The sequence below is a fragment of the Ktedonospora formicarum genome (genome assembly GCF_016587355.1).
GTDB classification, from domain to species: domain Bacteria; phylum Chloroflexota; class Ktedonobacteria; order Ktedonobacterales; family Ktedonobacteraceae; genus Ktedonobacter; species Ktedonobacter formicarum.
This window is the reverse complement of the sequence record NZ_BNJF01000009.1, coordinates 280,038-303,450: the sequence shown is the minus strand read 5'-3', so window position 1 is coordinate 303,450 and position 23,413 is coordinate 280,038. Positions and strand designations below refer to the sequence as shown.

The window sequence follows — 23,413 nt, the reverse complement described above, 5'->3', positions numbered from 1 at the left end:
TCTATAGAACAACAAATCCAGCATCATCGCTTCGTTGGAGCTCTTGGTCATGCACCTTTTCTTTCCACTTTGTCTCAACAACAGCAAAGTGTACTCATTCACACTACCTCTATGCCATCTATTTAAAAGACAAAAGCAATAAAATAGACTTTTGATCACGATATATCGATTTATAGTCGACATTACCAACCGTTCTTCTGAAAAATAATACAGGCAAACGCCACATTTCATTCGGCGTGGTGCACCTTCAGTGCATGAACTCTTGGTAAAACGCCTTTGTCTCCACATCCTTTCCTCTGCACATCAGGAACATCACACTCCAAAGGCATACTCTCTTGTTAGTGTGTCCCATGGATTGCGCAGCAAGTTATAGCCCATCAGCAAAGTGGCATGGGAGCATCCTTTGTCACCTTTATATCCTCATAGATCTGAGCTATTTTCATCTTTTTCCAGCAAAAGTGAGAGCATTAAATGAGCTTACAAAGCTATGTCAATCAAATGTGAATCTCGTTGCGTGATCCTTGGGCTAGTCTATTTGAGCATCTCGGTCCCTGTAAACAGGGTACTTGATGTCTTGTGGAGAATGCAAGCTTATCTAGCGAACCTGAATAGTTACTCGTTGTCTAGTAAAACAGACACCTGAGGAAATTTCTGCTGATTCCAATAGAAAAAATGCGCTTTCATATTGACAGGGCAAATAGATAGGCATATCATAGCAAATATAAGCACAACCATATAAACCATATTCAAAATCGTCCATAGAGCAATGTTATAGAGTACGCTTTCAACAAAATATTTTTAGCAACTTTTTTCAATTTTAAATCAGGAATACGCCATTCTGTATTCGAGCTTAATTTATGATTTGGCCAACATCATCTCGTTGGTGTCATACAAACATTTAAAGTACTAGGAGTTTCTCGTGAAAATCATTATTCCCAATCACTTCGTTTTATCCTTACTTGTCATTTTTGTTGCTAGTGTTATGAGTGCATGCCAAGCTAGTAGTAATACAAATACTCAAACTCAAAATTTGAGAATAACAGCAACAAGGACTTCTACAAGACCACCTTCACCATCTCCAACTCCTTCGTCAACTTCTACTGCTAAAAAACCACCAATGATACCTCATCTTGGTGACAATCTATCAGCTTTCGAAAAAGCCTATGGAAAATATACCGATGAATATGTTCATGCATATATGTGGATTAAGAAACCAAAAGATCCTTATTTTGAAATCATCGCAGATAGACCGCACGGAAACATATATGAAATTACACAGCATTATTATGTCCTAGAAAATCCTCCTAACCAAGGAAACGTTTCTTTACAAATTGCCCAAAAGGCATGTGAACAATATAAACCAACTGATTCAAAGCTTCTTCGAAAGATCACCAAACCAACAGTATTAGGAGGAGCACCTGGCATACAATATATCTATATGAGCCGTTCTCTGGCTTCAAAACTAGACTCTGATGATTTTATTAATTACCAGCTTAATGATCAGAATAAATTTGATTCTGTCCAACCTGGAACTTACACACTATTCTATCTAGGATCTAACGCTACCGGCTACGAGCAATGCTTCCTTCAAGCAGGCATCAATTGGCCTTTTTAAGTGGCTTATGTATCCAAGACTAATATGAAACAGATATCACAAGCAGCAAATCGCTAAGGACCTACTTCAAATCGATCTCGGGCAGGTTTCGCAAAGTCCAGCCCGTCCGCAAATTTCATCAGATGCATCCCTTGAAGAGATCTGCGGATGGGCTGGATTAGTTCATTGATGGTTCCCATCCTGACCCGGGAAAGCGCTTCACCGCTGATCTCACGGAAACTGGACGGGAACCATCAATGAACACAAGTCCCACGCCACGCACCTATACTGTTTGGTATAGATATATATAGATATGCCTAATGAAACCTGGGTAATTATAATGTTCAATGGCAATAATGCATGTATATCACAAATAGAGATCCTTTTTTATTACATCAGTGTCATCTCTGCCCACAGTTTGGGCAACAAGACGTGCATTCGACTGAATGGCTTCGCTGGCTCGTTCAATGCTCCCGCTTGCTTTGGGCAAGGGGTCTGAAATACCGCTGCTTTATAGAGATAGGAGAGCAATAAAGGACATTCTCAGGCCAGATTGCTGCTGAGTTAAAACTCATTGCGCAAACCGTAGGCGAGTAGTATCCAAAAGCATGTACACCTCTGGAACGCATCACCATCTATGGGGTTATACCGGGCAGCGGTAAAGAATCACTCGATGCAAGAGATGCCACAATCATGATAGAGGCAACTCATCATATGTACGCTCCAATGATTCAGTTTTCTCTTCCTTTCTTACCATCTAAGCATTCCTTTTGTTGTCGCTGAACCATTGGGCATACCTCTTCCCCTAACTGTTCTCAGACTTAGAGATACATGCTTGCCTAAAACGATAGCCAATACCAGAGACGGTTTCCAGGTACCGCGGCTGATCAGATCGTTCCTCCAGTTTGCGGCGGACCTGACTCATATAGACCCGGATATAATCCACTTCTTTCTGGTACGTCACACCCCAGATGGTCTGAAGCAAGAAGCGTGAAGAGAGTGTCTGCTCAGCATAACGCATCAGTAGGTAAAGCAACACATGCTCTTTCATCGAGAGCAGAATTGATCGAGTGCCAACCACAACTTCTCTTTGCGCAAGCGTCAAAGTGAGCATGCCATCCTGGCTTTGCATGCCGAGTAGAGGAGTTGGATACTGTCGTAACCTGGCACGCAAGCGAGCTTGCCATTCTTCTCTCCCACAGGTGGATGCGATCACATCATCGGCTCCCTGCTGTAGCATGGTAACAAGAGATGCTTCCTGTCTAGGAGACGGCTGCGAGAGCGCAACGATAATAGGTGTATATGGAAAAAGATGGCGCACCTGTTGCACTGTATGAACCCAGTGCTGGCTAAGACATACCAACGCTGGAGAGGCACACAGCAGATGCTCAGGAGTGACACTGGCAACATACAAGATATCAAAGTAATCATTATGGACCAGCGGATAAAGCATGTGATATTCCTGTTTGTTCCCAACAATCACAATATTGGTCCGTGGATGGTAGGGCTGCTCAACCATGGGGAACACCCTTCTTAGGCAAGCACTTACCTTCATTGGTCAATGCTTGCGGCTTCATGGAATGTATAATCTCACGAGCGTCAAAGCTCACTCATGGAAGCTCATATTCACTACTCGCTAGAGATCGTGCGCTCGGGCACGATCTCTAGCAAACAATGCCCATTGAAAAGAATGCAGACATGTGCGTCCTCTCCTTTCCATGAGACTGCAGAGAAAGATGCACAATGCACCACTAGCGATGTAGGGAGGGCGTACTGAAACCACCCACATCGCGTGTTTGCTTCTCTGCTGCAAACCAAACATTGATGGGACTCTGGAGGAGGACACCCTTGCACCTATTTGCTCTTTTCGTTGTCCTCGCTTCGCCATGCCCAGTGCAAACTACCGAACTGACCTGATTGGAAGCATAGTTCCTGCTGCTAGAACACTCGCAAGAGCCGCAAGAAGAAAGAGCAAAGTGTAGTTGTTGCCCGTCGTGTTGAGCACGGTTGCCCCAATGATGGGACTGAGAAGAAGTGGCAAGAAGATCGATGTATAGAGCACACCCAGATCTTTCCCACTGCCTGCGGTATCAGGTAGTACTGCGATGGCAAGCGCAATATCCACGCCCAGGAACAGTCCCCAGCCACATCCAAAGACAGCTGCCGCGCAGAGTATCGCTCCCCACAGAGGCACACAGGCAATAATGAGCAACCCAGCCGCCATCACAAGCACCCCCACAATGACAAAAGGCTTGAGGCGTTGCACCCGATGCGCCAGCATACCACCCAGTACAGAGATCGGTAACACCAGAGCCGTTGAGAGCGCCTGGAAGAGCGTCACTCCAACTTTGGCTTCTGCGAGCGAGAACCCAAGCCTGGCACAAAGGAAGAAGAGCAGATAGGCTCCCAGCAAGGTAAAACTGAGAAACACCAGGCAACGTGAGAGCACAGTCAAGGCAAAATCACGCGAGCGCAAAGGAGCCACAAACCCGGCTATGAACGTGAGTAGATGGAATGGTGGTCGAGCCTCACGATCCAGCGGAGCCTCTCGTATCATGAACACAAAGGGAAACGTACAACACACAGACGCTCCTGCGAGCAGCACATAGCCCAGCGCGATATCGCTTGTCTGTGTGAACAAAGTTACAGCTACCAGACCCAGAATGCCACCAACAATGGGAGCCATCCCATTCAACGCCGAGAGCAGTGGACGACGAGCAGGTGGCACCTGATCGGCCAGGATTGCCGTCACACACGAAAGCACCGTATCGACACCGATTTGGGCCAGGATCTCCCCGAACAGCAACAGAGGGATGCTTGTCGCACGAGCCATGATAAGCAAACCACAGGCTGCGACAAGCACACCACCGCAGATCCAGGGTCGTCGTCTTCCCCATCTGAGCGTTGTCCTATCAGAGAGTGCCCCAGACAAGGGAGAGGCTATAAGGCCCGCGAGCGCTCCAATGGAGGCAACCAGCGCGAAGGATGTATTGGTTGAAACTGGATCAAGGGCACTGACTTGAATCGGCAAAAGCAGCTGCTTAATACACACACTGGAAAGTCCCCCAACGGCACTCGCCAGAGTAAAGGCGATGCGATACCCTACTGTTACACGAGCTCCCGGAAATGTGAGCGTATTGAGGGTAATAGCTTGCATGGTATCCACACTTCCCAGAAGCGCCTCCTCTGAAGCCTTTGGGTCTTCTCCAGATGGTGACGATGACAACGGCGCATCGGTCATTCAATATCTCCATTTCTTTTTCACCATACTAAGCACCGAGGCAGGGAGCCTTCTTGCTTACGCGAGCATACCTCCCTGCCTATATAAAATTCAGAAAGGAGCAAGCCAGCGCATGCGTTCCCCATGCACGGAGCAATCCGCCAGATGACTATAACGTGCTAACGAGCCGCCATGATAGGCAAAGAGTTCCAGACGGGGCGCATTCCACTGGGCTGCATTCATTTCTAGTGACACACGGTAGAGGTCACGCGTCGCAGACGCTTCTTGCACGAGGGCAAGGATCTGATCACGTACCTGCACTGGCCCTTGCTCCAGGGCATAACTGTGATAGATGCAGGGAGTCACCTCTGGAGGCAATGCCTCAAGCAGCTCTGGGAGCACCTCACAGGCATCACCTGTGATGATCGGCAGGGGATGTTCCTTGCGTGCCATGCTAATGGCATTCCGCAAGAGTTGATGGCGTGCCACTTCTTCGGGCCAGATGCAGGCACTCAGCAGGCGCTGATCCTCTTCTTTGTTGATATCAAGAGGAGCGAGATCAATTCCAACCCGCTGGGCGATCGGCGGCATGGTGATGCCATGTGGCAAGGGAGGACGTTGCTCTCCTTCGAGTGTGCACTGAATGAGGACAGGAGAAAACGGATTCCCAAAGGTGGAGACAACCCAGGGCTGGCCCTTTTGAGGATCGTTGGCTTGCAAATAGTAGTAGCGATACTGATCCCATCTGAGATTTAATCCCGCACTACAGCCAATCTCAATCATCGCGAGGGGACGACGATGCCCCAACCGAAACACCTTCTCAAAGGCCGGGACGAGGTTCGCACACCGCGTTGGCTCGTTGGTTTGCAGACGCATAGTGGGCAACATCTGCCGTAATGCCTCCTGGTGCCGAAGGCAAAAGTCGCGAAAGAAAGGATACACCTCCCCAACTGGGCGTGGCGATGGGGTGAATGAAGGGTAAAAGGCTGCCAGCGGATCATCCGGCTCGCCGTAAAGCAGCACATTGACCGCCGTAAAGAAGGTCACCAGGATGGGTTGGTTGGGATCGACGAGTGCGACGAGCGCTTCCATCTCATGATCTCCCACAAGGTGTTGTGCGAATGTCTCATAGAGTGGTGAGATCTGGGCAAATGCTTTCATGGTATAGTGCCCCCAGTGCCTGGGGTCGAGGATAGCAGATCTAGCGTGTGCAATTGACTCCATCTGTTCTGTCTTGTGAGCCTCATACTCGTGTTGGGAAGCATCTAGGTTAGTCATGCATGATCTCCATTCGTGCCTTTGAATGAGGTTGGTGAAACCATAAACTGATGTTGAGTGGGTGTGAAGGGACGCAATGGGGTCTCTGACTCCATCAAAGGACGTGCACCCAATACAAGGGTTTCCTGCATGTGCAATGGTGCCTCCCGCACAGGCATTGAAGGAGAAAGAAAGGACACTTCTGGCGGTATTGAAGCCGTTACGTTGCCTGCTGGGAGAGGTGACTCCGTCCATGTCGTTGGCATTGCGACAGACGGTGAGACAATTCGGCATCCGAGCAAGGGGTGGAGAAATGGTTCCAGGAGCACCACCTCTTCTGGAAGCCTCAAGGGGCATTGTTCACGAAGCGCCTCAACGATAGCTTCCTGGACCAGTGCTTGCTCCCGAGTAAGCTGGGAGGCAATCTGGTGTGTCGTCTTGTGTTGATGAACGGTGAGCCGCAGAAGCTGCACTTCTCGCGCGTCCATCACTGCTCGCTGGTAGCGGGTCAGGAGGCTATTGAGGAGTGCACCCAGCGCCCAGAACGACCCACCATGCTGATTAGGAACACGTGCCTGCAGGCTCCCACGCATGACCTGAGTCAGTGTCTGTACCAACCCTTCAACCGCCTGCGTCAACTGCTCAGCTTCCTGGACTCGTGCCGTTGCCAGATGCCCCATGTCACGCTGTAAACGTGCCACCTCCTCCGCCTGATTGGCTCGCTGGACACTTTCACGTGCATGGATATTGAGAATCCAGAGCACCCCTGTGATCAGCAAATGCATCTGAAAGACTCGAAACACAATTAGAAACTGACTGCTCTGGAGCAGTCCTGTGAGAGCAGGTGTATGGGGAAGCAGGGTCAACGCACAGACACTAAAGGCCAGATTAACCACCAGCGGGATCACAATCCAGGAGGCTGGCAGAATCGCCCCAAGCAAGAGCTCTGAAAAGACCAGAAGATAGAGAATATCTTTGTCATCGACCCCCAGGCCACCAGGGGCACGCAAAATGCTCACATACATGCCAGTATTGACGGCAAGACAGAGCAGGCATCCCACCAGATTGACATGCTTGCGACGATTGAGCACCACACATACGGCAATGGTTGCCCAGACAATGAGCGCCGTATACAGAATCTGTTTGTTAGGGCCAAACCAGCCGAGAGGTGCCACCAACAACAAAATCGCAGCCAGAAAGAGCAGAATGGCACTGGCGATGCGCCCACGACGCACCAGATCACGCTGCTGAAAGGTCGCCCCAAGTGGTGCAGGTGGCGGCGCAGACACTCGATACCACCAGGCGAGGAACCCTTTCGCACTCCAGAAGTTTTGCTCCCCAAGCATGGCATGCGACCACGCATCTGAGGAGGCAGACGGATGATGGGTAACGTGTTCGTCCATAGACGTTGTGTATCCTCCTTACAAAAAAGAGCGAAAAATCATAACTGAGAAAAGCGCGAATGAGAAATAAGAACGACCAGTAAGCCCTCCCATATGAGCTTCATGAGGTGCTGCCCTGCCAGCACAGCAACTGGCGCTCAGAGAGCATCCTCAGCAGTCGGCTCGCCTCTTCCGTCGAGAGCGAGAGTAGAGAAGCAATGTCCCGCAAACTTCGCTCGCCGTTGGCAAGCAGAAGCACCTGCCGAACGCGTACAGGGAGCGAAGCAAGATGCACATCATGAAGTGAGAGCGAAGAGATAGGAACAACCTCGGAAGGCACCTGACGTACCTCTGATGTGGGAACTAGAGGCGCATGATCTCCGAAAAGGCTGGAACATGGAGTGACCTGCCATTCGAGCACGCCAACACCATATAGGAAAGTGAGGGCCACATCATGCTCCATAAGTCGCTGCCCCGTGGCACGGCTACGCACCTGACAGTCGCACACCATTCCATGCTCCAGAAGAATTTCCACCAGTGCGTCCTGTGTCCCAGCAAGGCGAGCCTGTGGGACATGAACATGCAGTGTGGTTCGAAGTACCAGGCTGGTACATCTGGCTGAGAGAATGTCAACAAGGATTGCCAATGGCAGGGAATAGACATGTGTTGTGTTGAATGTCACCATGATCATTTTCCTTCTACACCTTCGCTGGCAAAACGAGAGCACGACGCGAGTAGAGAGAGCGAAGATCTGTGATAGAGCCGCCATTGCGGTCGCATGAACCATTGCAACGGGAATCTTCTGCGAGAAACGCATGCCTACACGATACGGAAATACGTCACCATCTTTTGCTTCAGGAGTATCAGTAGTAAGCAGCACCTTCTCTTGCTGAGGGCGGGCAGTTGTCATTCCACCCACTCTCACTCGCATTGGTGTCACCACCATGTGTGGCCTCCTTTGTGTGCGCGAACTACCTGAAGCGTCCACTGCCCGGTAAAGGTGGGGTCAAGCATTTCTGCATGCATCCGCTCACACAACGCCTCAAGGTGAGCTGGTGTCAGGTCGAGAGACTGGCAGAGCCGAGGAGCAAGCTGACAGAAGAAGGACTGCGCATTGCGGAACATACTCTGCTGGTAGAGGCTACCTGCGGAAAAGTCGAGCATATGCGTTGTGCTGCTGATCGCCTGATACCCGAGACGCGGCAACCATTCGAGCAGCATCTCCTGCCAGGAAGATGCCTGAGGAGTGAAGGCTGCTGTTCGTCCATACCTGGGCTTGGGGACGTGTGAGAGAATCACGCTCCGTTGCGCAGCATCATGAACATACTGACTGAGTGCTTCACAGGCGGAACTGGTACATGTGGCATCGCTACACTCAGTAAGGCGAAGCATGCCTCCTGGACGCAGGACACGCAAACACTCTCGCAGAAGGTGTTGCCAGTAGGCATGTGGGAGGCTCGAACAGAGAAAGCGTCCATTGATCACATCAAAGAAGCGATCTGGAAAGCAGAGCTCTCGCTCAAAGTCCATCAAGATGAAGCGGGCACATGACAACTCTTGCAGACGGCGAGTGTGCTCTGCTTGCTCGATATAGAGCGGGAGTGTCGAGACGCCAAAGATATGACAGGAGGGATAGTCAAAGGCTACATCACATGCCCATTGCCCATGGGGTCCACATCCCAGATCCAAGATCATCCTGGGTGTAGAGAGCGTAAGGGTGTCATTATCGAGTTCCGGCAAAGGTTCACGAAGCACCTTCTGACACATCTGATACTGAGCAACTACCCTTGCCTGCTCTGCCGGGGCAAGTGGATCAAGCAGTCCACTGGAACCCGAGAGTGAGTACAGCAATAGAGAGGCATGAAACATATGTGGTGAACTCCTTTTTTGGGCGCACTAATAGAAGGGCGAGCGCTCATGCGCTTGTCCTGATGCCACAGCAAATCGGCTAGTACATGATGTTAGAAAGGGGCCTCGAAAGACGCTTCATCAGTCTCGTCATCTGGTCTTAGGCCAAAGAGTCGTAATCGTCCAATCACAAACCCATCGGGGCAGGACGTGAAGGTGTGAACTGGCAAATGGGTATGGTGAGCAAGCCAGCTTTGAGCCCGCAAGGTTGCCTCATGTTGGTCACGTGCATACACCAGATGATAGGCATTCTCCAATCCTTCCTGTGCCTCTGGCGGTGTAGCATTTGTCGCATGAATGAGCCAGAGGGTCAAATAGTCTTCCCAGAGCACGATGTTGATGTGCCCTAAGGAGAGTGTGAGATGCGTATGTGTAGAGAGTGCTTTAACAATCTTCTCAGCATCTTCTCGATGAATGGGGCGCATGAGTAGTGCCTGGTAGACAGTGCCAACCTCGACTCTTGCTGCTCGTGCCAGATCAGGAACCTCGAAAGGAAAGAGCATCCGAACCTGTTCCAGTGTTGGTTTTTTCTTTCTCTCATACATGATTCTGTATTCATTTCCTTGCTAATTGTTACCGTTTTGCAACTTTGGATTTCTTCAATTAACTCTTTTAGATATCTCTTCTAAAATGAGTATACCATGCTTTTCTAATATTTTCAATTTATTTGAAAATTGGGAAATATTACCAAAATTATAGAAAAGTATACACTGGAATCATGGGTGAAAATGATGATATTCCTAAACTTGTTGGGTACCTATCTGTAAAAGAAGCTGCGGCTCTCTTAAATGTAACAGATAAAATGGTCTATTTTTATGTAGAAAACAAACGGCTTCAGGCAGTTCGTGTCTCCAATATGTTACTTATCCCACGAGAGGAGGTTGAACAATTTCAACAACGATCTGTCGGTAGACCACGAACAAAAACACCTTCTTGGCATAGCTCAACCAAAGACAACGCTTTGTTAGTGACCTCAATTACTGCAAATGTACAAGCTGGAAAGCAAGGAGCTTTAGACAAAAAATTAGCGAAAATCAGACGTGAGGGTCTACATAATTTTCCAGGAACGGTTGCAAGATATATGATTCGCTTTGAAGGGAGTCCTGACCAAATAGAAATATTACTTATTTGGAAGACCGGCATTATGCCTGACCAAGAGTCACGCGAGCAGCACCTTCAAACCTTTCAAGAGGAACTTTCAGACGTTTTGGACTGGGAAACGGCTCAGTATCATCAAGGCACAGTTTTTATGCATGCATAGAAAAAGTACTTTAAAGTAAAGAACCCATCTCCATATTAGATCAATCACACAAGCAGCATCAGGATATATGCCCTATTTCAGCCAATACAATACCATTTCACATGTAGGCCTTTATAGATCAGCATGATAGTGATATTATTGGCCATTCATTGTATTATCACGGTTATAGTACTCATTCGTAAGAAAGAGCCTCATGTGGGTACACTCTTGGGAAAGATACGCCTTCTCGTTGGCGATTGGTGGTCTGCATAGCGTTGAGTTATCTGCTATACGTAGAGTCACATAGCAGCAGCTCCCAGCTCGCTTTTCCTGCTCTATGGCTTTATACTCAATCAAATGGTTGACAGCAACTTTACTCACACCGAGTCCTGAGACTTTTGAACCTGCCCTTGTGCTCGAACAGGCTGTGGAATCACTTGATCATACCGAATTCCCGCAACCTAATACCAGTTTTGGCTCACATCATAGCAAGGCAGTGCTCAAGAGAAGTGCTTGGAAGTTAGGCCACTCTTGAAAAAGAAAGTATCCAAGATCTATATGTGCTCCGATGTGCGCCTTGACATGATAAGAAACGCATATCTTGGGAGGAAATCTATGCCATTTGAGCCCTTACAAATTGGTAGATGGTTAATTGAAGTTGATCGAGAGGCTACACACGCTGCATATCTGAACGAGCTGCCCATTAGTGCTTGTGGATGTGATGACTGTCAGAACTATTTTGCTGCTTGCAGCGCGAAGCTCGCCCATTCATCAGCGGTTATGAGCCTTTTCCGAACCCTGGGGATTTCTCCAGAGAAAGAAGCTGAGGTCTACACACTTTATACCAATCCCGAGAAGACACACGCATCTTATGGGGGCTTTTATCATCTGGTTGGGCGAATGATCAGCACAACTAATGGCCCAAATTATGTCCAGATAGATGATCATTTTGAGGTGGCTATTACCGAGCAGAATGACCTTCTGTCATCAGGATTTCCACGGCCCGCTCTCCAAATGGAATTTACCTGCTCTATCCCTTGGGTACTCGAAGAGAAACGTGCTGCTCTTGATCCTCTTCCTGTCGTTGCCTCTCTATAAGAGAAGAAAGAGAAGCACATCGGCAATTGAAAGTTCTCTCTATTCAGGCCTTTACACAAAGATCCTCTGGCAGAAATCAAGCTATCAGGAAACTTTCTGTTTCTGGGAACTATTGCTCGATATATCTCTCAAAACGAAAGTCAGACCTTTGTTATAGAAATTGATTTTGTGTGGAGGGGTTCATCTATGCCAAATGAAGAGGAACGGGAAAGAGAGTTAGAAGCCTTTCGAGAAAGGTTGGCAGATATCGTAGATTGGAGCACAGCCCACTATGATAGTGGTACAGTGCTTATCCATACATGGCCTTTCATTATACTCTCCAATGCCTCCAGATACACCACATGCTCCTATTTCCCCATTCGCTAGAGCTTTCCCCAAAACCCACATATTGAATGCTCCTTATAATCCAACATCCTTGCTCTCACAATGCCAATACGTCTCAATGTAGAGCGAATTCTCTCATAGTACAGTTTCCCACTTTGTTTATCTTTGCAAGGCTTTTGCGGAAGCTCTCTGCAGATAAAGGTAGGCACTTTCGCCTTGGTTCATGCGCACCTCCACAAAGTCTCCGCTCAGAAAATCTTTGGCGAACAGTGTAAGGTAAGCGGAAAAGGTTTCTGCCACCTGCGAAGCCACCAGTGGCAGATGCCAGGTAACGTGCTCGTTCCTGAAGTCGAATGCAATGCTGATCCCTGGCTTCTCTTCATCGTTCCAACACCACACCTGCTGCGGGTTCCATTCACCACGTGTCAGCTGAGCCAGATCCCTGATCACGCCCTCGTAGTAATCACAGCCATTGCTTGAGAGCAGCAGGCTGTTCTCGGTCCAGAGGGAGCAGACCATAACATGGCCTGGCAACCATGCTTCGAGCAATGACAGGCTGCTTGCACCGCAGATCTGCCGAGCAAATGGCACATCCACGAGCCATCCCAGACGTTGCACTTCCGCAAAGACGTTCATCAACAGCGTGTGATCGAGTTCTGACTCCTCGGTCAGCATTGCCAGGAAGGCCACTTCCGCAGCGATCTCCTTGGGCAGGTAAAGGTGACAAGCACATTGATCGCTGGTGGGGAGATTCACGAACACTCCAGGTAAATGGTGTTGCGCAAATGCTCCAATTCGCTCATAGAATTCGCAACTCACCCAATCTGACTCCTGTTGAAATGTCCAGCTGATATGCTGATCGTAAAAAACAAAGACCACATTTGCCTGCAAGCCGTCCCAGTCCGCCTGTACATTCTGGAGGGGCCATTCTCCGGCTGTTGCCTCGGCAAACTCATGGAGCAGCCTGATCAGGTCATTTTCCTCGTAAAGATATTCCGCATCGTAATAGAGGAATCGGCACAGGTCGGAATGCTCTGAATACAAGAGCGGACCTACTGCGGCAATGAGAGATGTGTCTTCTTCCGGCCCTTGTATCTCCTCTTCCGTTACCTCTGTGAGCAGATTGGCGTTGCTGAGAAGTTCAAGGACCCGATGAACAATCTGGGATGGCATGACGCACACTCCTTTTTCTTTCCTTTTTCCAGGGAGGCACGGCAAAAGCGGCAACCATGCCCTTTTATCCTGAGCACCCCTGAAGACCCTGCCTGACTCTTCTACACATTCAACATAGATAAAGAAGAAGTCGCGTCTGATGCGAACTGATTTTTCGTCAGAAAAACGCCGAAAGGCCATTGGCAGATCCCTCCGATGGCTGGGAGAATCGCTTGGGAGGACTCTTATCAGTCATCGGAGAGGGATCTGCTCGCCAGCACTCACGCTCTGTTACTTTTCCCAGGTTAAGGGTAACTGCTTTACTCCAAAGACGGACGAGCTCTTGATCGGAGAGAGTGGCACATCAGGTACTTGCCAGGAGCCGGGCAGGCGGTCGAGCATCGTGTTGAGCGCGATCTTCGCCTCCAAGCGCGCCAGGGGAGCGCCTAGACAGAAATGAACACCACGTCCGAAGCCCAGGTGCCGATTGGGCTCACGATCAAGCAGGAACTGACTGGCATTGGGGAACTGGGCCTCATCGCGATCTGCTGAGGCAATCCAGGCAAAGAGCAACTTGCCCGCTTCTATGCGCTGATCGCCAATGGTCGTCTCGGTCGTGGTCCCGCGTATCGTGACTTTGATCGGCGAATAGTAGCGCAGGGCCTCTTCAAGCGCACCCGGCACCAGCTCACGGTTGGCACGCAGACGTTCCACGCTTCCTGGATGCTCATCGAGGCAAAGGATGGTATTGCCAATGAGATTGGTCGTGGTCTCGTTGCCCGCGACCAGCAGCAGCACGCAGAACCCCAGCAATTCCTCATTGCTCAGGTGCTCACCACCTACTTCCGCCTGGAGCAGTGCGCTCACCAGGTCGTTCTGGGGATGCGCACGCCGCTCCTCAAAGACTTGATTGAAGTAGGCCTTCATGTTCTCCATGGCCTGCATGATCGCCTGGATCTCCTCTGGTGTCGATTCCTCACCTCCCCCAACGGAAGCATCAGACCACTGCTTGAACTCCTCACGCCGCTCAGCGGGAACTCCCAATATCTCTGCGATGACGGTGATAGGCAGAGGATAGGCCAGATCCCTGATCACATCCATCTCACCCACAGCCTGAACCTGGTCAAGCAAGCCATTGGTGATCTCCTGGATGCGCGATTCCATGTGAGCGACCATGCGCGGCGTGAAGGCGAGCGAGACGAGATTGCGCAACTTGCGATGACGCGGTGGGTCCATACGGAGCATGCTTGAACTGATCGGAGTCGCATTGCGGTACTCAGGTGGCAGGAAGCTGCTCTCATCGGAAGAAAAGGTCGCGTGATCGCTGAGCACGCGTAGCACATCGTCGTAGCGGAAGAGGTGCCAGGCCTGGATATTTGGGTCGAAGAACACGGGCTGGGTCTCGCGCATCTGACGATACCAGTCATAGGAGGCTGTGAGCTGTTCGCGATTGGAATTGGTCTGCATCTTCTTTCTTCTTTCTCTTTAGGAGTACGCTCTCAAACTTCATGTGAAAGGTGCGCATGCCGCCTGCAGCGGCAAGGGAGAGACGCAGAGGGACGTCAGCCCCCGACACCCCCCATCTTTGCCAATCAACTTTGACAAAGGAGTCGTTACTTTCCTGAAGCAGTCCGCTTTTACGCGCGCTTTCTATAGGCCCGCATCGCGAAGATGTAGGCAACAACCAGAATGCCGACGCACCATGCAAGCGCAACCCATATGCTATTCGAGACTGGCTGTCCAGCGAGTAATGCCCGGATGCTATCCACAATCGCTGTCACCGGCTGATTTTCGGCAAAGACTCTGACGATGAACGGCATCGACGTGGTCGGCACAAACGCCGAGCTGATGAAGGGCAGGAAGATCAGTGGATAGGAAAAGGCCGATGCACCATCGATTGATTTGGCGGTCAATCCAGGAATCACTGCCACCCAGGTTAACGCCAGCGTAAACAATGCGAGGATGCCAGCGACAGCCAGCCAGGACAGGATGCTCGCCGAGGAACGAAAGCCCATCAACAAGGCGACCAACATGATGACGATGAGCGAAAGCCCATTGGAGACCATCGAGGTCAGGACATGCCCCCACAGCAGGGTGGAAGGAGCGATGGGCATGGAGCGAAAGCGCTCAATGATGCCCTTCTGCACATCGGTAAACAAACGGTACGCGGTATAGGCGATCCCGCTGGCGATCGAAATTAATAAGATCCCAGGGACCAGGTAATTGACATAATTGTCGGTCCCGGTTTGAATGGCACCTCCAAACACATACACGAAGAGCAACATCATCGCAATGGGCGTGATCGTGACCGTAAAGATGGTGTCCATACTGCGGAAAATATGGCGCATCGAACGACCAAGCATTACGCTCATATCGCTGAAAAAGTGGTGCTGGATGGCTTCCGGCTTCTGGACGGTTTGCATTTACTTCCCCTCCTTCTTGCCAATGATGGCAAGGAAAATCTCTTCCAGGGTTGGCTGTTTTTCCACATACTCCACTTCCGCAGGTGGAAAGAGCTGTTTGAGCTCCGTGAGTGTGCCGCTGGCGATGATCTTGCCCTCATGGAGAATGGCAATGCGATCCGCTAGCTGTTCCGCCTCGTCCAGGTACTGCGTAGTCAGGAAAACGGTCATCCCGTCATCCGCAAGTCCTTTCATCACCTTCCACATTTCGATGCGCGCCTCAGGGTCAAGCCCGGTGGTTGGCTCGTCAAGGAACAGGATCGGCGGTGTTCCCACCAGGCTCATGGTAATGTCAAGTCTGCGGCGCATCCCGCCGGAATACGTCGAGGCCCTGCGGTTGGCAGCCTCGGTTAACCCGAAGCGAGTCAGCAACTCGTCAGCCACCTGGCGCGGATGCTTGACGTGTCGGAGTCTGGCGATCATGATCAGATTTTCTCGCCCGGTCAGTACCTCATCCACGGCGGCAAATTGCCCAGTCAGACTGAACGATTGCCGCACGTGGGCTGGCTGTGACGCCACATCATATCCGTTGACGATGGCCGTTCCCTCGTCCTGTTTGAGTAGCGTGGTGAGGATTTTGATCAGTGTGGTCTTGCCCGCACCGTTGGAGCCAAGCAGGGCGAAAATACTGCCTTTTTCCACCTCGAAATCTACGCCCTTGAGGACGTGAAGCTGTTTGTAGGACTTTTGCAGGCCCTTCACTTTAATTGCTTTTTCCGTCACGATATCCTCTTTTACTCTGTTTTATCCGTGCCCTTGTTCACTTCTTGGTGAACAGATTCTTGATAGATGTCAGCGTACGTTTTTGAATCTTTGGTGAGATCGTCGCAGAAAGCCGCTACATCACTGCCCGTTACATCGAGCACGCCTTTCCCCAAGGCCACGCCCTCTTCAAAAAGATCGACAATCCCCGAGAGCAAACCCGTCCCCTCAGTTAGCTCAACAGGGCCGACCTTAAAGAGATATTTTTGAATCTCTTTATAAACAATCTGATACTCTTGCGGGAGCGCTTTGACACGCGCCACGTGCGCTCGCCACTCTTTTTTGCCTTCGATGATATCCCGTATGGTCATTTTATCCTCCTATTTACCTAATTTTTTCGCGATATTATTGTTGAGTTGTTCGCGCCACTTGTCGCGATAAGACTTTGCCCCTTCTTCTCCGGCCAGCGCTGAACAGAAGCCTTTGATATCGTCACCCAAAACCTCTTGGACACTCTGACCGTCAGCCGCTGCTTCTTCGAGCAAGCCAAGCGCACCGTCGAGAATTGGCATAAGGTTGCGACCGGTGAAATCTGAGTATGGCCAAAGATTGGCCTGAATTTCTTTCCATGCCGCTTGATAATCAGCTGGCAGCTTCTTGGCTCGCGCCTCAAAAGTTTTCAATTCTTTCGTCATGTCGCTGCCTGTAATTTTTTCCCAAAAATTCATCAAAATCTCCTGCCTCTGGATACCCCTGTCCTTCAGGCATGGGGTTCCTGACTATTTTTTCTCCTCTAACTCGTTCATTTTTGATGATACGAATTTCCATTTTTCCCAGAACCTCCGCAGTTCCTCACGCCCCGCGTCGTTGAGCGTAAAAAACTTTCGTGGAGGCCCTACGTCAGAGGGCTTTTTAATGACCTCTACCAGCTTGCTTCTTTCAAGCCGGACCAGGATGGTGTACACCGTTCCATCCACAACATCTGTGAAGCCCAGGGCGTTCAGCCGCCGCGTGATTTCGTAGCCATAGGTTTCTTTGCGGCTTATAATTTCAAGGACGCAGCCCTCAAGCACACCTTTGAGCATTTCCGTTAGGTTTTCCAGCGCAATCACCCCCTGCTATTCTGTATGACTGGTATGCTGTATTACTTACTACCCCTATATAGTAACACTCAGTAGTGCGGGTGTCAAGCGAAAAATAGACGGTTCAGTCAACCAATCTAAAATAAGTAGCTTGTAGGTAGTGTTGCGGCGAGGCCAACCAGTTGGGCTGGTTATGCAGAGCCATCCATTCGTTGAGCAAAAGAGGCTCTTGGACATATTCAGTGTGTCTGCTTGCTTCGGGGAGGAGTGCTTCCTGTGATAGAATACAAGCAATAGAACCTATATGAGTCATCTGGAGGCATTCCTATCGATCATTCCCCTATTAAGGCTCCATTCGTACGATTGGGATAGACGAATTAACATGGAAGAAAGGCCATTCCTACGGGACAATCTTCGTTGATCTTGGGAAGCGACAAGTCGTGCAGTTGTTGGCTGATCGTGCAGTGAAAACCACAAAAGCATGGTTGCGCACCCATCCTGAGATCGAGATCATTTCGCGTGATCGTGGGAAGCTTTTCCGTGAAGCCGCTACTAACGGAGCTCCCCAAGCCCAGCAGGTCGCCGATTAATTTCATCAAAACCTCCGCTTCTTTCCTCCCCCTGTCCTTGCAGACAGGGGGAGGAAAGAAGCGTTCCTTTCTCTGGGTGGAGAGGGCGGTGGAAAGCCCATCTCCTTGACAAAACAGGTTTACTATGAGAGACTGCTTGCATGGATAGAACACTTGTTTTACACCTGCATCCGACCGATGAGCAAGCGGCCCTTTTGCAGCAGACGTTGCACCAACATACCGCGTGCGCGCAATGCCGTGACTGATGAGGGCTTTCACACGAGGTGTCGCAACAGTGTGGAGCTGCATAAGCGCACCTACTCTGACTTGCGTGCGCAGTATCCTCACCTGCCTGCTCAACTGGTGTGTGCCGCTCGTGTCAAAGCCACTGAAGCCATGAAAAGTGCCCTTGCTCGTCTCAACAAGGGGCGCAAAACACGTGCTCCTCGCTCACGTCTCTGTCCTCTCCGCTACGATGCTCGTTCCTCCTGGGTCAAGTGGGAGACGCTCACCTGTAGTCTCGCCACCATCGCAGGGCGTGTCCACCTCTCCTTCGCCGTTCCCGCCCACGCCCACACGTACCTTGGCGGCAAGGTGTGTAGCACTGACCTCTGTTTTCGCCAAGGCACCTACTCGCTGCATGTGGTGGTAAGCCTTCCTGATCCTGTGGTCTCCCCTTCTGAGGAGGTGATTGGCGTTGATCTTGGTCTCACCCATCCTGCGGTGACGTCCAAGGGGTCAAAACAAGTTTCTTGAAGAGTAGACAAATAGTTCTTTCCGTTGACATCAGGGCTTTCCAATTCTAGAAGAGGAGGTGAAAAAGAAGAGCTTTCCTTGTAGAATACAAAAACCAAGACCTACAAAGGAAAACTCTGCATGGACTATAACATATGGACGCTAACAGCGCGAGCCGAAGAGGATCCTGAGAGAGTTCCAGTGACCTCGCTTTATCAGAGCTTACAAGCACTTTCAGACAAGAGAAGAGGACAAGGGAAGCGCTACGAACTCGCCTTGATTCTCTCGCTCCTTGTGCTCGCCAAGTTGGCAGGGCAAAAGACCCTGAGTGGAGCCACCGAATGGATTCGTCATCGCGGAGGGGTTCTCGCACAGCGCTTCGGGCTGCGTCGGGAGAAGATGCCATGCCAGATGACCTACTGCAATGTGCTCGCAAGAGTAGATGACAAGCACCTCGACGTGCTGCTTTCAGCCTTTTTCACCCGGTGGGAGGCCCAAAGCCGCTGTGGGGAGGAACCAAGTCGCTTACACACCCCATCTGCCCAAGCGGATCATGCTCACATTGCCATTGATGGCAAAACGTTGAGAGGGACCACCCAAGGGGCTCATCCTGTACATCAACTCAGTTGTTATGAGGTGGCAACGGGCACGGTGCTGTGGCATTGCAACGTGGGGGAGAAAGAGAACGAAATCAGCGCCCTCAAACCCTTGTTGACCTCTACCTGCGTGAGTGGACGCATTCTGACACTGGATGCTATGCACACGCAACGGGCATTGTGTGCTCTGGTGCAGCAGTTGGGAGGGGACTACCTCCTCATCGCCAAAGGCAACCAGCCGACGCTGCGAGAGGACATTGCGGATCTGCTGGATGATCCCTTCCCTGATCGGCGGCGCTGGCAGCAGGCAGAGACCTGGAGCAAGGGTCATGGGCGGTTGGAACATCGCCAACTCCTCTGTAGTCCAGATCTCAATGAGTGGTTTGGCAGAGATTGGGTCGGTATTGAACAGGTTTTTCGCCTCCAACGAACGACACGCCTTCTCAAGTCAGGCAAGATGCGCCACGAGGTGGTGTACGGGATCAGCAGTCTCTCGTTACGTCAGGCTCCTCCTGCACGAATACTTGAGCTTATCAGGGCGCATTGGGCCATTGAAAATCGCCTCCATTATCGACGAGATGTCTCCCTAGGCGAAGATAGCTGCCAGACGCGCACTGGCTCAGTTCCCAGCCTGCTTGCTCAGCTCAATAGTACGGCATTAAGCCTTATGGATCACCTTGGGGTTCGCAATGTCGCTCGCCAGATGCGCTTCTTGGATGCTCATCTGGATCAGGCTCTCAATCTTCTTCTCACTGGGCAATGTTCCGTTTATTAGAATTGGAAAGCCCTGCCGTTGACATCTGTTGCTCTTGCGTTCTTCCCTCGTTTCTGCTATAATTGTCCCTCGTACGGTGAGTTACACCGGAATGGACGCCTGTGGAGATCCTGTAAGACCTGGTATATCCAGGCAAGTTGTTCGTTGAAGCAGGAACCGAACGCCAGATATGGCTTGTCCCTATTTGGGTAAGTTTCGGATAACGGCACTTCTTGGGCAAGCGGCGCTGGAAAGAGCAAGAGCGCCGTCTCTTCCGTCTGCGTCGCAAGCTGCAAGCCAAAGGCACCAAGAGCGCGAAGCGCCACCTGCGCAGGCTCTCTGGCAAACGGTTTCGGCAACGCAAAGACCATGACCATGTCCTCTGCAAACGCATCGTAGAGAACGCCACTCCTGGTTCGACTATCGTGCTTGAGAACCTGACGCATATTCGCGCTCGTGCTCGCATGCGCAAGGGAGAAGGGCATCAGTGTGGTGAAGGTGGACCCTCGCCACACCAGCCAGACCTGCTCGCGTTGTGGACATCAGGCGCGTCAGAATCGTCGTTCTCAAAGCCTCTTCCTCTGTCGTGTCTGTGGGTTCAGTGTGCATGCTGATGTGAACGCCTCTCGCAACATTGCTGAGAAACACCTTGCCAGCCTCGGCACATCCTTGGCTGGTGGGCCGCCCTCAGACGGCCTCCTGTCTCCGTCTTCCGACGAGGGACAAGCCCTCGCCCTTCAGGCGCAGGGTCTCTGACTCAGCCTTTGTGATGAAAGAGACGCGCAGAGATATTTTCTTTTTGACGCTTTTTCTCTTGGCTTCTCCAGGCGGAGAGACGCTGATTGCTCAAGGTTTTTCGGAGGGTTTCGCCTCGTCTCTGACCCAACCACCGGTCAGTTTGAATGTGACTACTTCCTTGAAATCATGTAGCGCCTCAAGCATTTCCTGCAAGGTCATTTGTTGCTGTGTCCCCTGTTTCCATACTGGCTTGTCGAGTGTTCCAAGTACCAGATAATCATTGCCAACGACTTCTGGCTTTTGCTCACTGAAAAAGATGGCAAGAAAATGTTCCACATCGTCTTGATGTGCAATAAGCAGATCACAGTGTGGGCAATAGCGGCATATTTTGTTGAGAGAGAGCACTTGCATTGGATCGACATGGATGACGAGCGGCAGCTTTCGCTGATGCATCTTGTTGTCGCATTGCGGACACTTTGTCCACCGCATATCCTGGTACGGATTAAGAAAGAAGCGGTAACGAGGTGGTTGTTTGCCGAGTTGTGCCGTGGCTTTCTTCTTCCGTTTGACCATTCTTTCTCCTCACTTTCCCTGGTCACGCGTAGCGAACGCACAGGTCTTCAGTATCTCTATTAAAGACCTCTTTTGTCTAATTCTTCTTTCAAAGCTCATAAACTCTTGTTACTGTTCCGCAGGTTGGTAATATACCTCTCCCATGCCGTATCCTGTCCCTGCTTCTGATACAAGCGCTTGATCCGAGCCAAGTAGCCTGTCGCTTGCTGATAATTTTCCCGTCCGCGCCCATCAATGAGTCTTTGGACCACAAGCTTGATTTTTGCAAGGTTCAGAATTTCACCAAGTCCTTCTTCTCTTTTTTAGACTGGCAACCACCGATGAACAAAATGATGAGAGAGGGATGATCACAGCTTCTTGAACTATGAACATTTCTTGCCATTTGTAGACATTTAATGCCCTTGACTCATCTGCTCTACTTCTTGCTAGTACGGCGAGTTACGTCGGAATGTACGCCTGTGGAGACCCTGTAAGACCTGGGAAACTAGGCAGGTTGTTCGTTGAAGCAGGAACCGAACACCAGATATGGCTTGTCCTTATTTGGGTAAGTTTCGGATAACGGGAAAGAGCCATTGCATCTGGGCAGAAAAACGTTTCGCCGCTTTCTTCTGTATCGGCATGGACCAACATTTACCTTTCTGGCAACGCAAACGTGCGGTCTTGCAAGCGTTTGACAAAGGCGGGACGACGCAGGTGTGGCTGGACCCAGGCCGAGAAACGCTCTTGAAACTCCTGGTTTTTCTGGAAGTGGCTGGCGGTCTCACGCAATTCGATCAAGACGCGAACAGCTTCGTCGTAACCTGCGCCTGAACCACGTGCCACCGCCTGATCGACCTGGTGCCAGTAGTTATCCTGGTGATCATAAATATCTTGGAGGTGCTGCTGATGAATCTCCTGCCGCCGTTTACGTTCCTCGCGTTCCTGCCGAGCCTTTATGGTCCTACTTTCGGCGAAGAGGGTGGCATAAGGAACACGCTCACCTCTTGGAAATTTTGGGCTGGCTTTGCGAGGATTCAGTTCGCGTAACTCCTTGACAAGCAGGCGGCTCAGACCCAGCTCATTGTGTACTAATCGAACCAGATAATCGCTACAGCGATCTGGGGGCAGCAACTTGACCCAGGCGGCAACATCATCGTCAGTCGATGGTGTGGTCGCTTGGCTATGTTGAGCCGCAGCAGCAAGGAGTTCTTGCGGCACCTGTAACAATTCCGCCAATGCTTGCTGCGCTGCTGTTAACTTGCTAAAGGCGGGCGGAACTAGTGGTACATTGATTTCATCGTCCTCTTCTTCATCGCCGTTTCCCATCATGCGCTGACTGGCCAACCAGACAACATAGAGCGATCGCAGGTCGCCATCCATCAATTCGTCGCGAATGCTGATAAGTGATCCCAGTTCATAGTCAATCCACTCGTCAGGACCCTCCATCTCACCAAAGTGGATATCAAGGATATCATAATCTGGGTGCCGGGTGAACGTGACGAACTCATCAAGATCATAACCATTGATGAGTTCGGCTGGCAAGATTCCATGCGGGAAACGCAAAGCCAGTTCGGGCGAGCCCCAGTTGGCCCAATACAGAAAGCCATCAAAAAAGGTGTAGAGCACTTTGATGGGGTCGTGCTTGAAGTTTCCCCACTGATATTCAATGAGGGCATGGGTGAAAGATGCCTCGATATGACTAGAAAGGGCATTGACCGCATCGAGTTGTGCCCGTGTCAGTGGTCGATCGCTGGTCATGAATTCGTATCGTTGATATTCGCTCATCTCGACTTATCCTCTCTATAAGGCCACGGCTAGTACTTATAGAACTTCATCTACTCGCCGCTCAACTACTTCCCTTATATGTTACAATTTTGAAATTTGGTCTGTGTGATCCATTGTAAACATGAAAGAGAACGTAACTGTTTCCGAAAAAATGTGAAAAAGGGATCAATCATGGGCAAGACACCACGCTTTTGGGCTGCTTGACAGATGGGAACGCTTGTTCTATACTTGAGAAAATGTGAGGCAGGGGAAAGAGCAGAACC

24 protein-coding genes are annotated in these 23,413 nt (G+C 50.5%); 7 read left to right on the top strand and 17 right to left on the bottom strand.

The genetic code is table 11. The annotated features are described in order from the left end of the window. The first annotated feature begins 919 nt into the window (after positions 1–919). Complete coding sequence (locus tag K3T82_RS44355; RefSeq protein ID WP_220199851.1) at positions 920–1,615, top strand: hypothetical protein; 696 nt, start codon at positions 920–922, stop codon at positions 1,613–1,615. A gap of 784 nt (positions 1,616–2,399) precedes the next feature. Here K3T82_RS44355 and K3T82_RS44350 read toward each other — a convergent pair. The 7 genes from K3T82_RS44350 to K3T82_RS44320 all read right to left on the bottom strand — a co-directional run bounded on the left by K3T82_RS44350 (position 2,400) and on the right by K3T82_RS44320 (position 9,906). Further along, a complete protein-coding gene (locus tag K3T82_RS44350; protein WP_220199850.1) occupies positions 2,400–3,113 on the bottom strand; it encodes a winged helix-turn-helix domain-containing protein in 714 nt (237 codons plus the stop codon). A 381-nt stretch (positions 3,114–3,494) separates the two neighbouring features. After that, on the bottom strand, positions 3,495–4,835 hold the full coding sequence (locus K3T82_RS44345) for an MFS transporter (protein WP_220199849.1): 1,341 nt from the start codon (positions 4,833–4,835) through the stop codon (positions 3,495–3,497). 90 nt (positions 4,836–4,925) lie between these two features. Beyond that, on the bottom strand, positions 4,926–6,092 hold the full coding sequence (locus tag K3T82_RS44340) for a DUF2332 domain-containing protein (RefSeq protein WP_220199848.1): 1,167 nt from the start codon (positions 6,090–6,092) through the stop codon (positions 4,926–4,928). Beyond that, entirely contained in the window at positions 6,089–7,474 is a 1,386-nt protein-coding gene (locus K3T82_RS44335) for a hypothetical protein (protein ID WP_220199847.1), read from the bottom strand. The genes K3T82_RS44340 and K3T82_RS44335 overlap by 4 nt, the downstream gene beginning before the upstream one ends. A 100-nt stretch (positions 7,475–7,574) precedes the next feature. Next, on the bottom strand, positions 7,575–8,399 hold the full coding sequence (locus K3T82_RS44330; RefSeq protein WP_220199846.1) for a hypothetical protein: 825 nt from the start codon (positions 8,397–8,399) through the stop codon (positions 7,575–7,577). Next, on the bottom strand, positions 8,390–9,322 hold the full coding sequence (locus tag K3T82_RS44325) for a class I SAM-dependent methyltransferase (protein WP_220199845.1): 933 nt from the start codon (positions 9,320–9,322) through the stop codon (positions 8,390–8,392). Before K3T82_RS44325 ends, K3T82_RS44330 begins: the two co-directional genes overlap by 10 nt. Positions 9,323–9,414: 92 nt before the next feature. Beyond that, complete coding sequence (locus K3T82_RS44320) at positions 9,415–9,906, bottom strand: hypothetical protein (protein WP_220199844.1); 492 nt, start codon at positions 9,904–9,906, stop codon at positions 9,415–9,417. 173 nt (positions 9,907–10,079) lie between these two features. On the opposite strand from K3T82_RS44320, the gene K3T82_RS44315 reads away from it, so the two are divergent. Both K3T82_RS44315 and K3T82_RS44310 read left to right on the top strand, forming a co-directional pair. Further along, positions 10,080–10,622, top strand: coding sequence for a helix-turn-helix domain-containing protein (locus tag K3T82_RS44315; RefSeq protein WP_220199843.1), 543 nt, complete (start codon positions 10,080–10,082; stop codon positions 10,620–10,622). A gap of 594 nt (positions 10,623–11,216) precedes the next feature. After that, positions 11,217–11,699 (top strand): hypothetical protein, encoded by a 483-nt coding sequence (locus K3T82_RS44310; protein ID WP_220199842.1) that lies wholly within the window; start codon positions 11,217–11,219, stop codon positions 11,697–11,699. Between the two features lie 483 nt (positions 11,700–12,182). On the opposite strand, the gene K3T82_RS44305 is transcribed toward K3T82_RS44310, so the two are convergent. The 7 genes from K3T82_RS44305 to K3T82_RS44275 form a co-directional block, all read right to left on the bottom strand. Further along, a complete protein-coding gene (locus K3T82_RS44305) occupies positions 12,183–13,196 on the bottom strand; it encodes a hypothetical protein (protein ID WP_220199841.1) in 1,014 nt (337 codons plus the stop codon). 270 nt (positions 13,197–13,466) lie between these two features. Next, a complete protein-coding gene (locus K3T82_RS44300) occupies positions 13,467–14,642 on the bottom strand; it encodes a cytochrome P450 (RefSeq protein ID WP_220199840.1) in 1,176 nt (391 codons plus the stop codon). A 170-nt stretch (positions 14,643–14,812) separates the two neighbouring features. Beyond that, the gene (locus K3T82_RS44295; RefSeq protein WP_220199839.1) at positions 14,813–15,598 is read right to left on the bottom strand and encodes an ABC transporter permease; all 786 of its coding nucleotides are present in this window, start codon (positions 15,596–15,598) and stop codon (positions 14,813–14,815) included. Further along, positions 15,599–16,360: an ABC transporter ATP-binding protein gene (locus K3T82_RS44290; RefSeq protein WP_220199838.1), complete on the bottom strand. Its 762-nt coding sequence runs from the start codon at positions 16,358–16,360 to the stop codon at positions 15,599–15,601. A gap of 11 nt (positions 16,361–16,371) precedes the next feature. Continuing rightward, a complete protein-coding gene (locus tag K3T82_RS44285; RefSeq protein ID WP_220199837.1) occupies positions 16,372–16,710 on the bottom strand; it encodes a DUF1048 domain-containing protein in 339 nt (112 codons plus the stop codon). Positions 16,711–16,719: 9 nt separating this feature from the next. Next, a complete protein-coding gene (locus K3T82_RS44280; protein WP_220199836.1) occupies positions 16,720–17,067 on the bottom strand; it encodes a DUF1048 domain-containing protein in 348 nt (115 codons plus the stop codon). A 51-nt stretch (positions 17,068–17,118) separates the two neighbouring features. Then, complete coding sequence (locus tag K3T82_RS44275) at positions 17,119–17,451, bottom strand: PadR family transcriptional regulator (RefSeq protein WP_307811400.1); 333 nt, start codon at positions 17,449–17,451, stop codon at positions 17,119–17,121. A gap of 323 nt (positions 17,452–17,774) precedes the next feature. Between K3T82_RS44275 and K3T82_RS44270 the strand changes: the two genes are divergently transcribed. The 3 genes from K3T82_RS44270 to K3T82_RS44260 all read left to right on the top strand — a co-directional run bounded on the left by K3T82_RS44270 (position 17,775) and on the right by K3T82_RS44260 (position 20,096). Beyond that, positions 17,775–18,011 (top strand): transposase, encoded by a 237-nt coding sequence (locus K3T82_RS44270; protein ID WP_307811402.1) that lies wholly within the window; start codon positions 17,775–17,777, stop codon positions 18,009–18,011. A 276-nt stretch (positions 18,012–18,287) separates the two neighbouring features. Next, positions 18,288–18,746 carry a hypothetical protein gene (locus K3T82_RS44265; protein ID WP_220199835.1) on the top strand — a complete coding sequence of 153 codons (459 nt, stop codon included), beginning with the start codon at positions 18,288–18,290 and terminating at the stop codon, positions 18,744–18,746. A gap of 120 nt (positions 18,747–18,866) precedes the next feature. Beyond that, the gene (locus K3T82_RS44260; protein WP_220191658.1) at positions 18,867–20,096 is read left to right on the top strand and encodes an ISAs1 family transposase; all 1,230 of its coding nucleotides are present in this window, start codon (positions 18,867–18,869) and stop codon (positions 20,094–20,096) included. 56 nt (positions 20,097–20,152) lie between these two features. Here the strand turns inward: K3T82_RS44260 and K3T82_RS44255 are convergent, their stop codons facing one another. Further along, positions 20,153–20,521: a hypothetical protein gene (locus tag K3T82_RS44255; RefSeq protein ID WP_220199834.1), complete on the bottom strand. Its 369-nt coding sequence runs from the start codon at positions 20,519–20,521 to the stop codon at positions 20,153–20,155. A 10-nt stretch (positions 20,522–20,531) separates the two neighbouring features. Here K3T82_RS44255 and K3T82_RS44250 point away from each other — a divergent pair, with 10 nt between their 5' ends. Further along, positions 20,532–20,831 (top strand): transposase, encoded by a 300-nt coding sequence (locus K3T82_RS44250; RefSeq protein WP_268886742.1) that lies wholly within the window; start codon positions 20,532–20,534, stop codon positions 20,829–20,831. Between the two features lie 90 nt (positions 20,832–20,921). On the opposite strand, the gene K3T82_RS44245 is transcribed toward K3T82_RS44250, so the two are convergent. Together K3T82_RS44245 and K3T82_RS44240 are read right to left on the bottom strand one after the other, a co-directional pair. After that, positions 20,922–21,386 (bottom strand): hypothetical protein, encoded by a 465-nt coding sequence (locus tag K3T82_RS44245; protein WP_220199832.1) that lies wholly within the window; start codon positions 21,384–21,386, stop codon positions 20,922–20,924. Between the two features lie 630 nt (positions 21,387–22,016). Beyond that, complete coding sequence (locus K3T82_RS44240; RefSeq protein WP_220199831.1) at positions 22,017–23,150, bottom strand: hypothetical protein; 1,134 nt, start codon at positions 23,148–23,150, stop codon at positions 22,017–22,019. Positions 23,151–23,413: the final 263 nt, after the last annotated feature.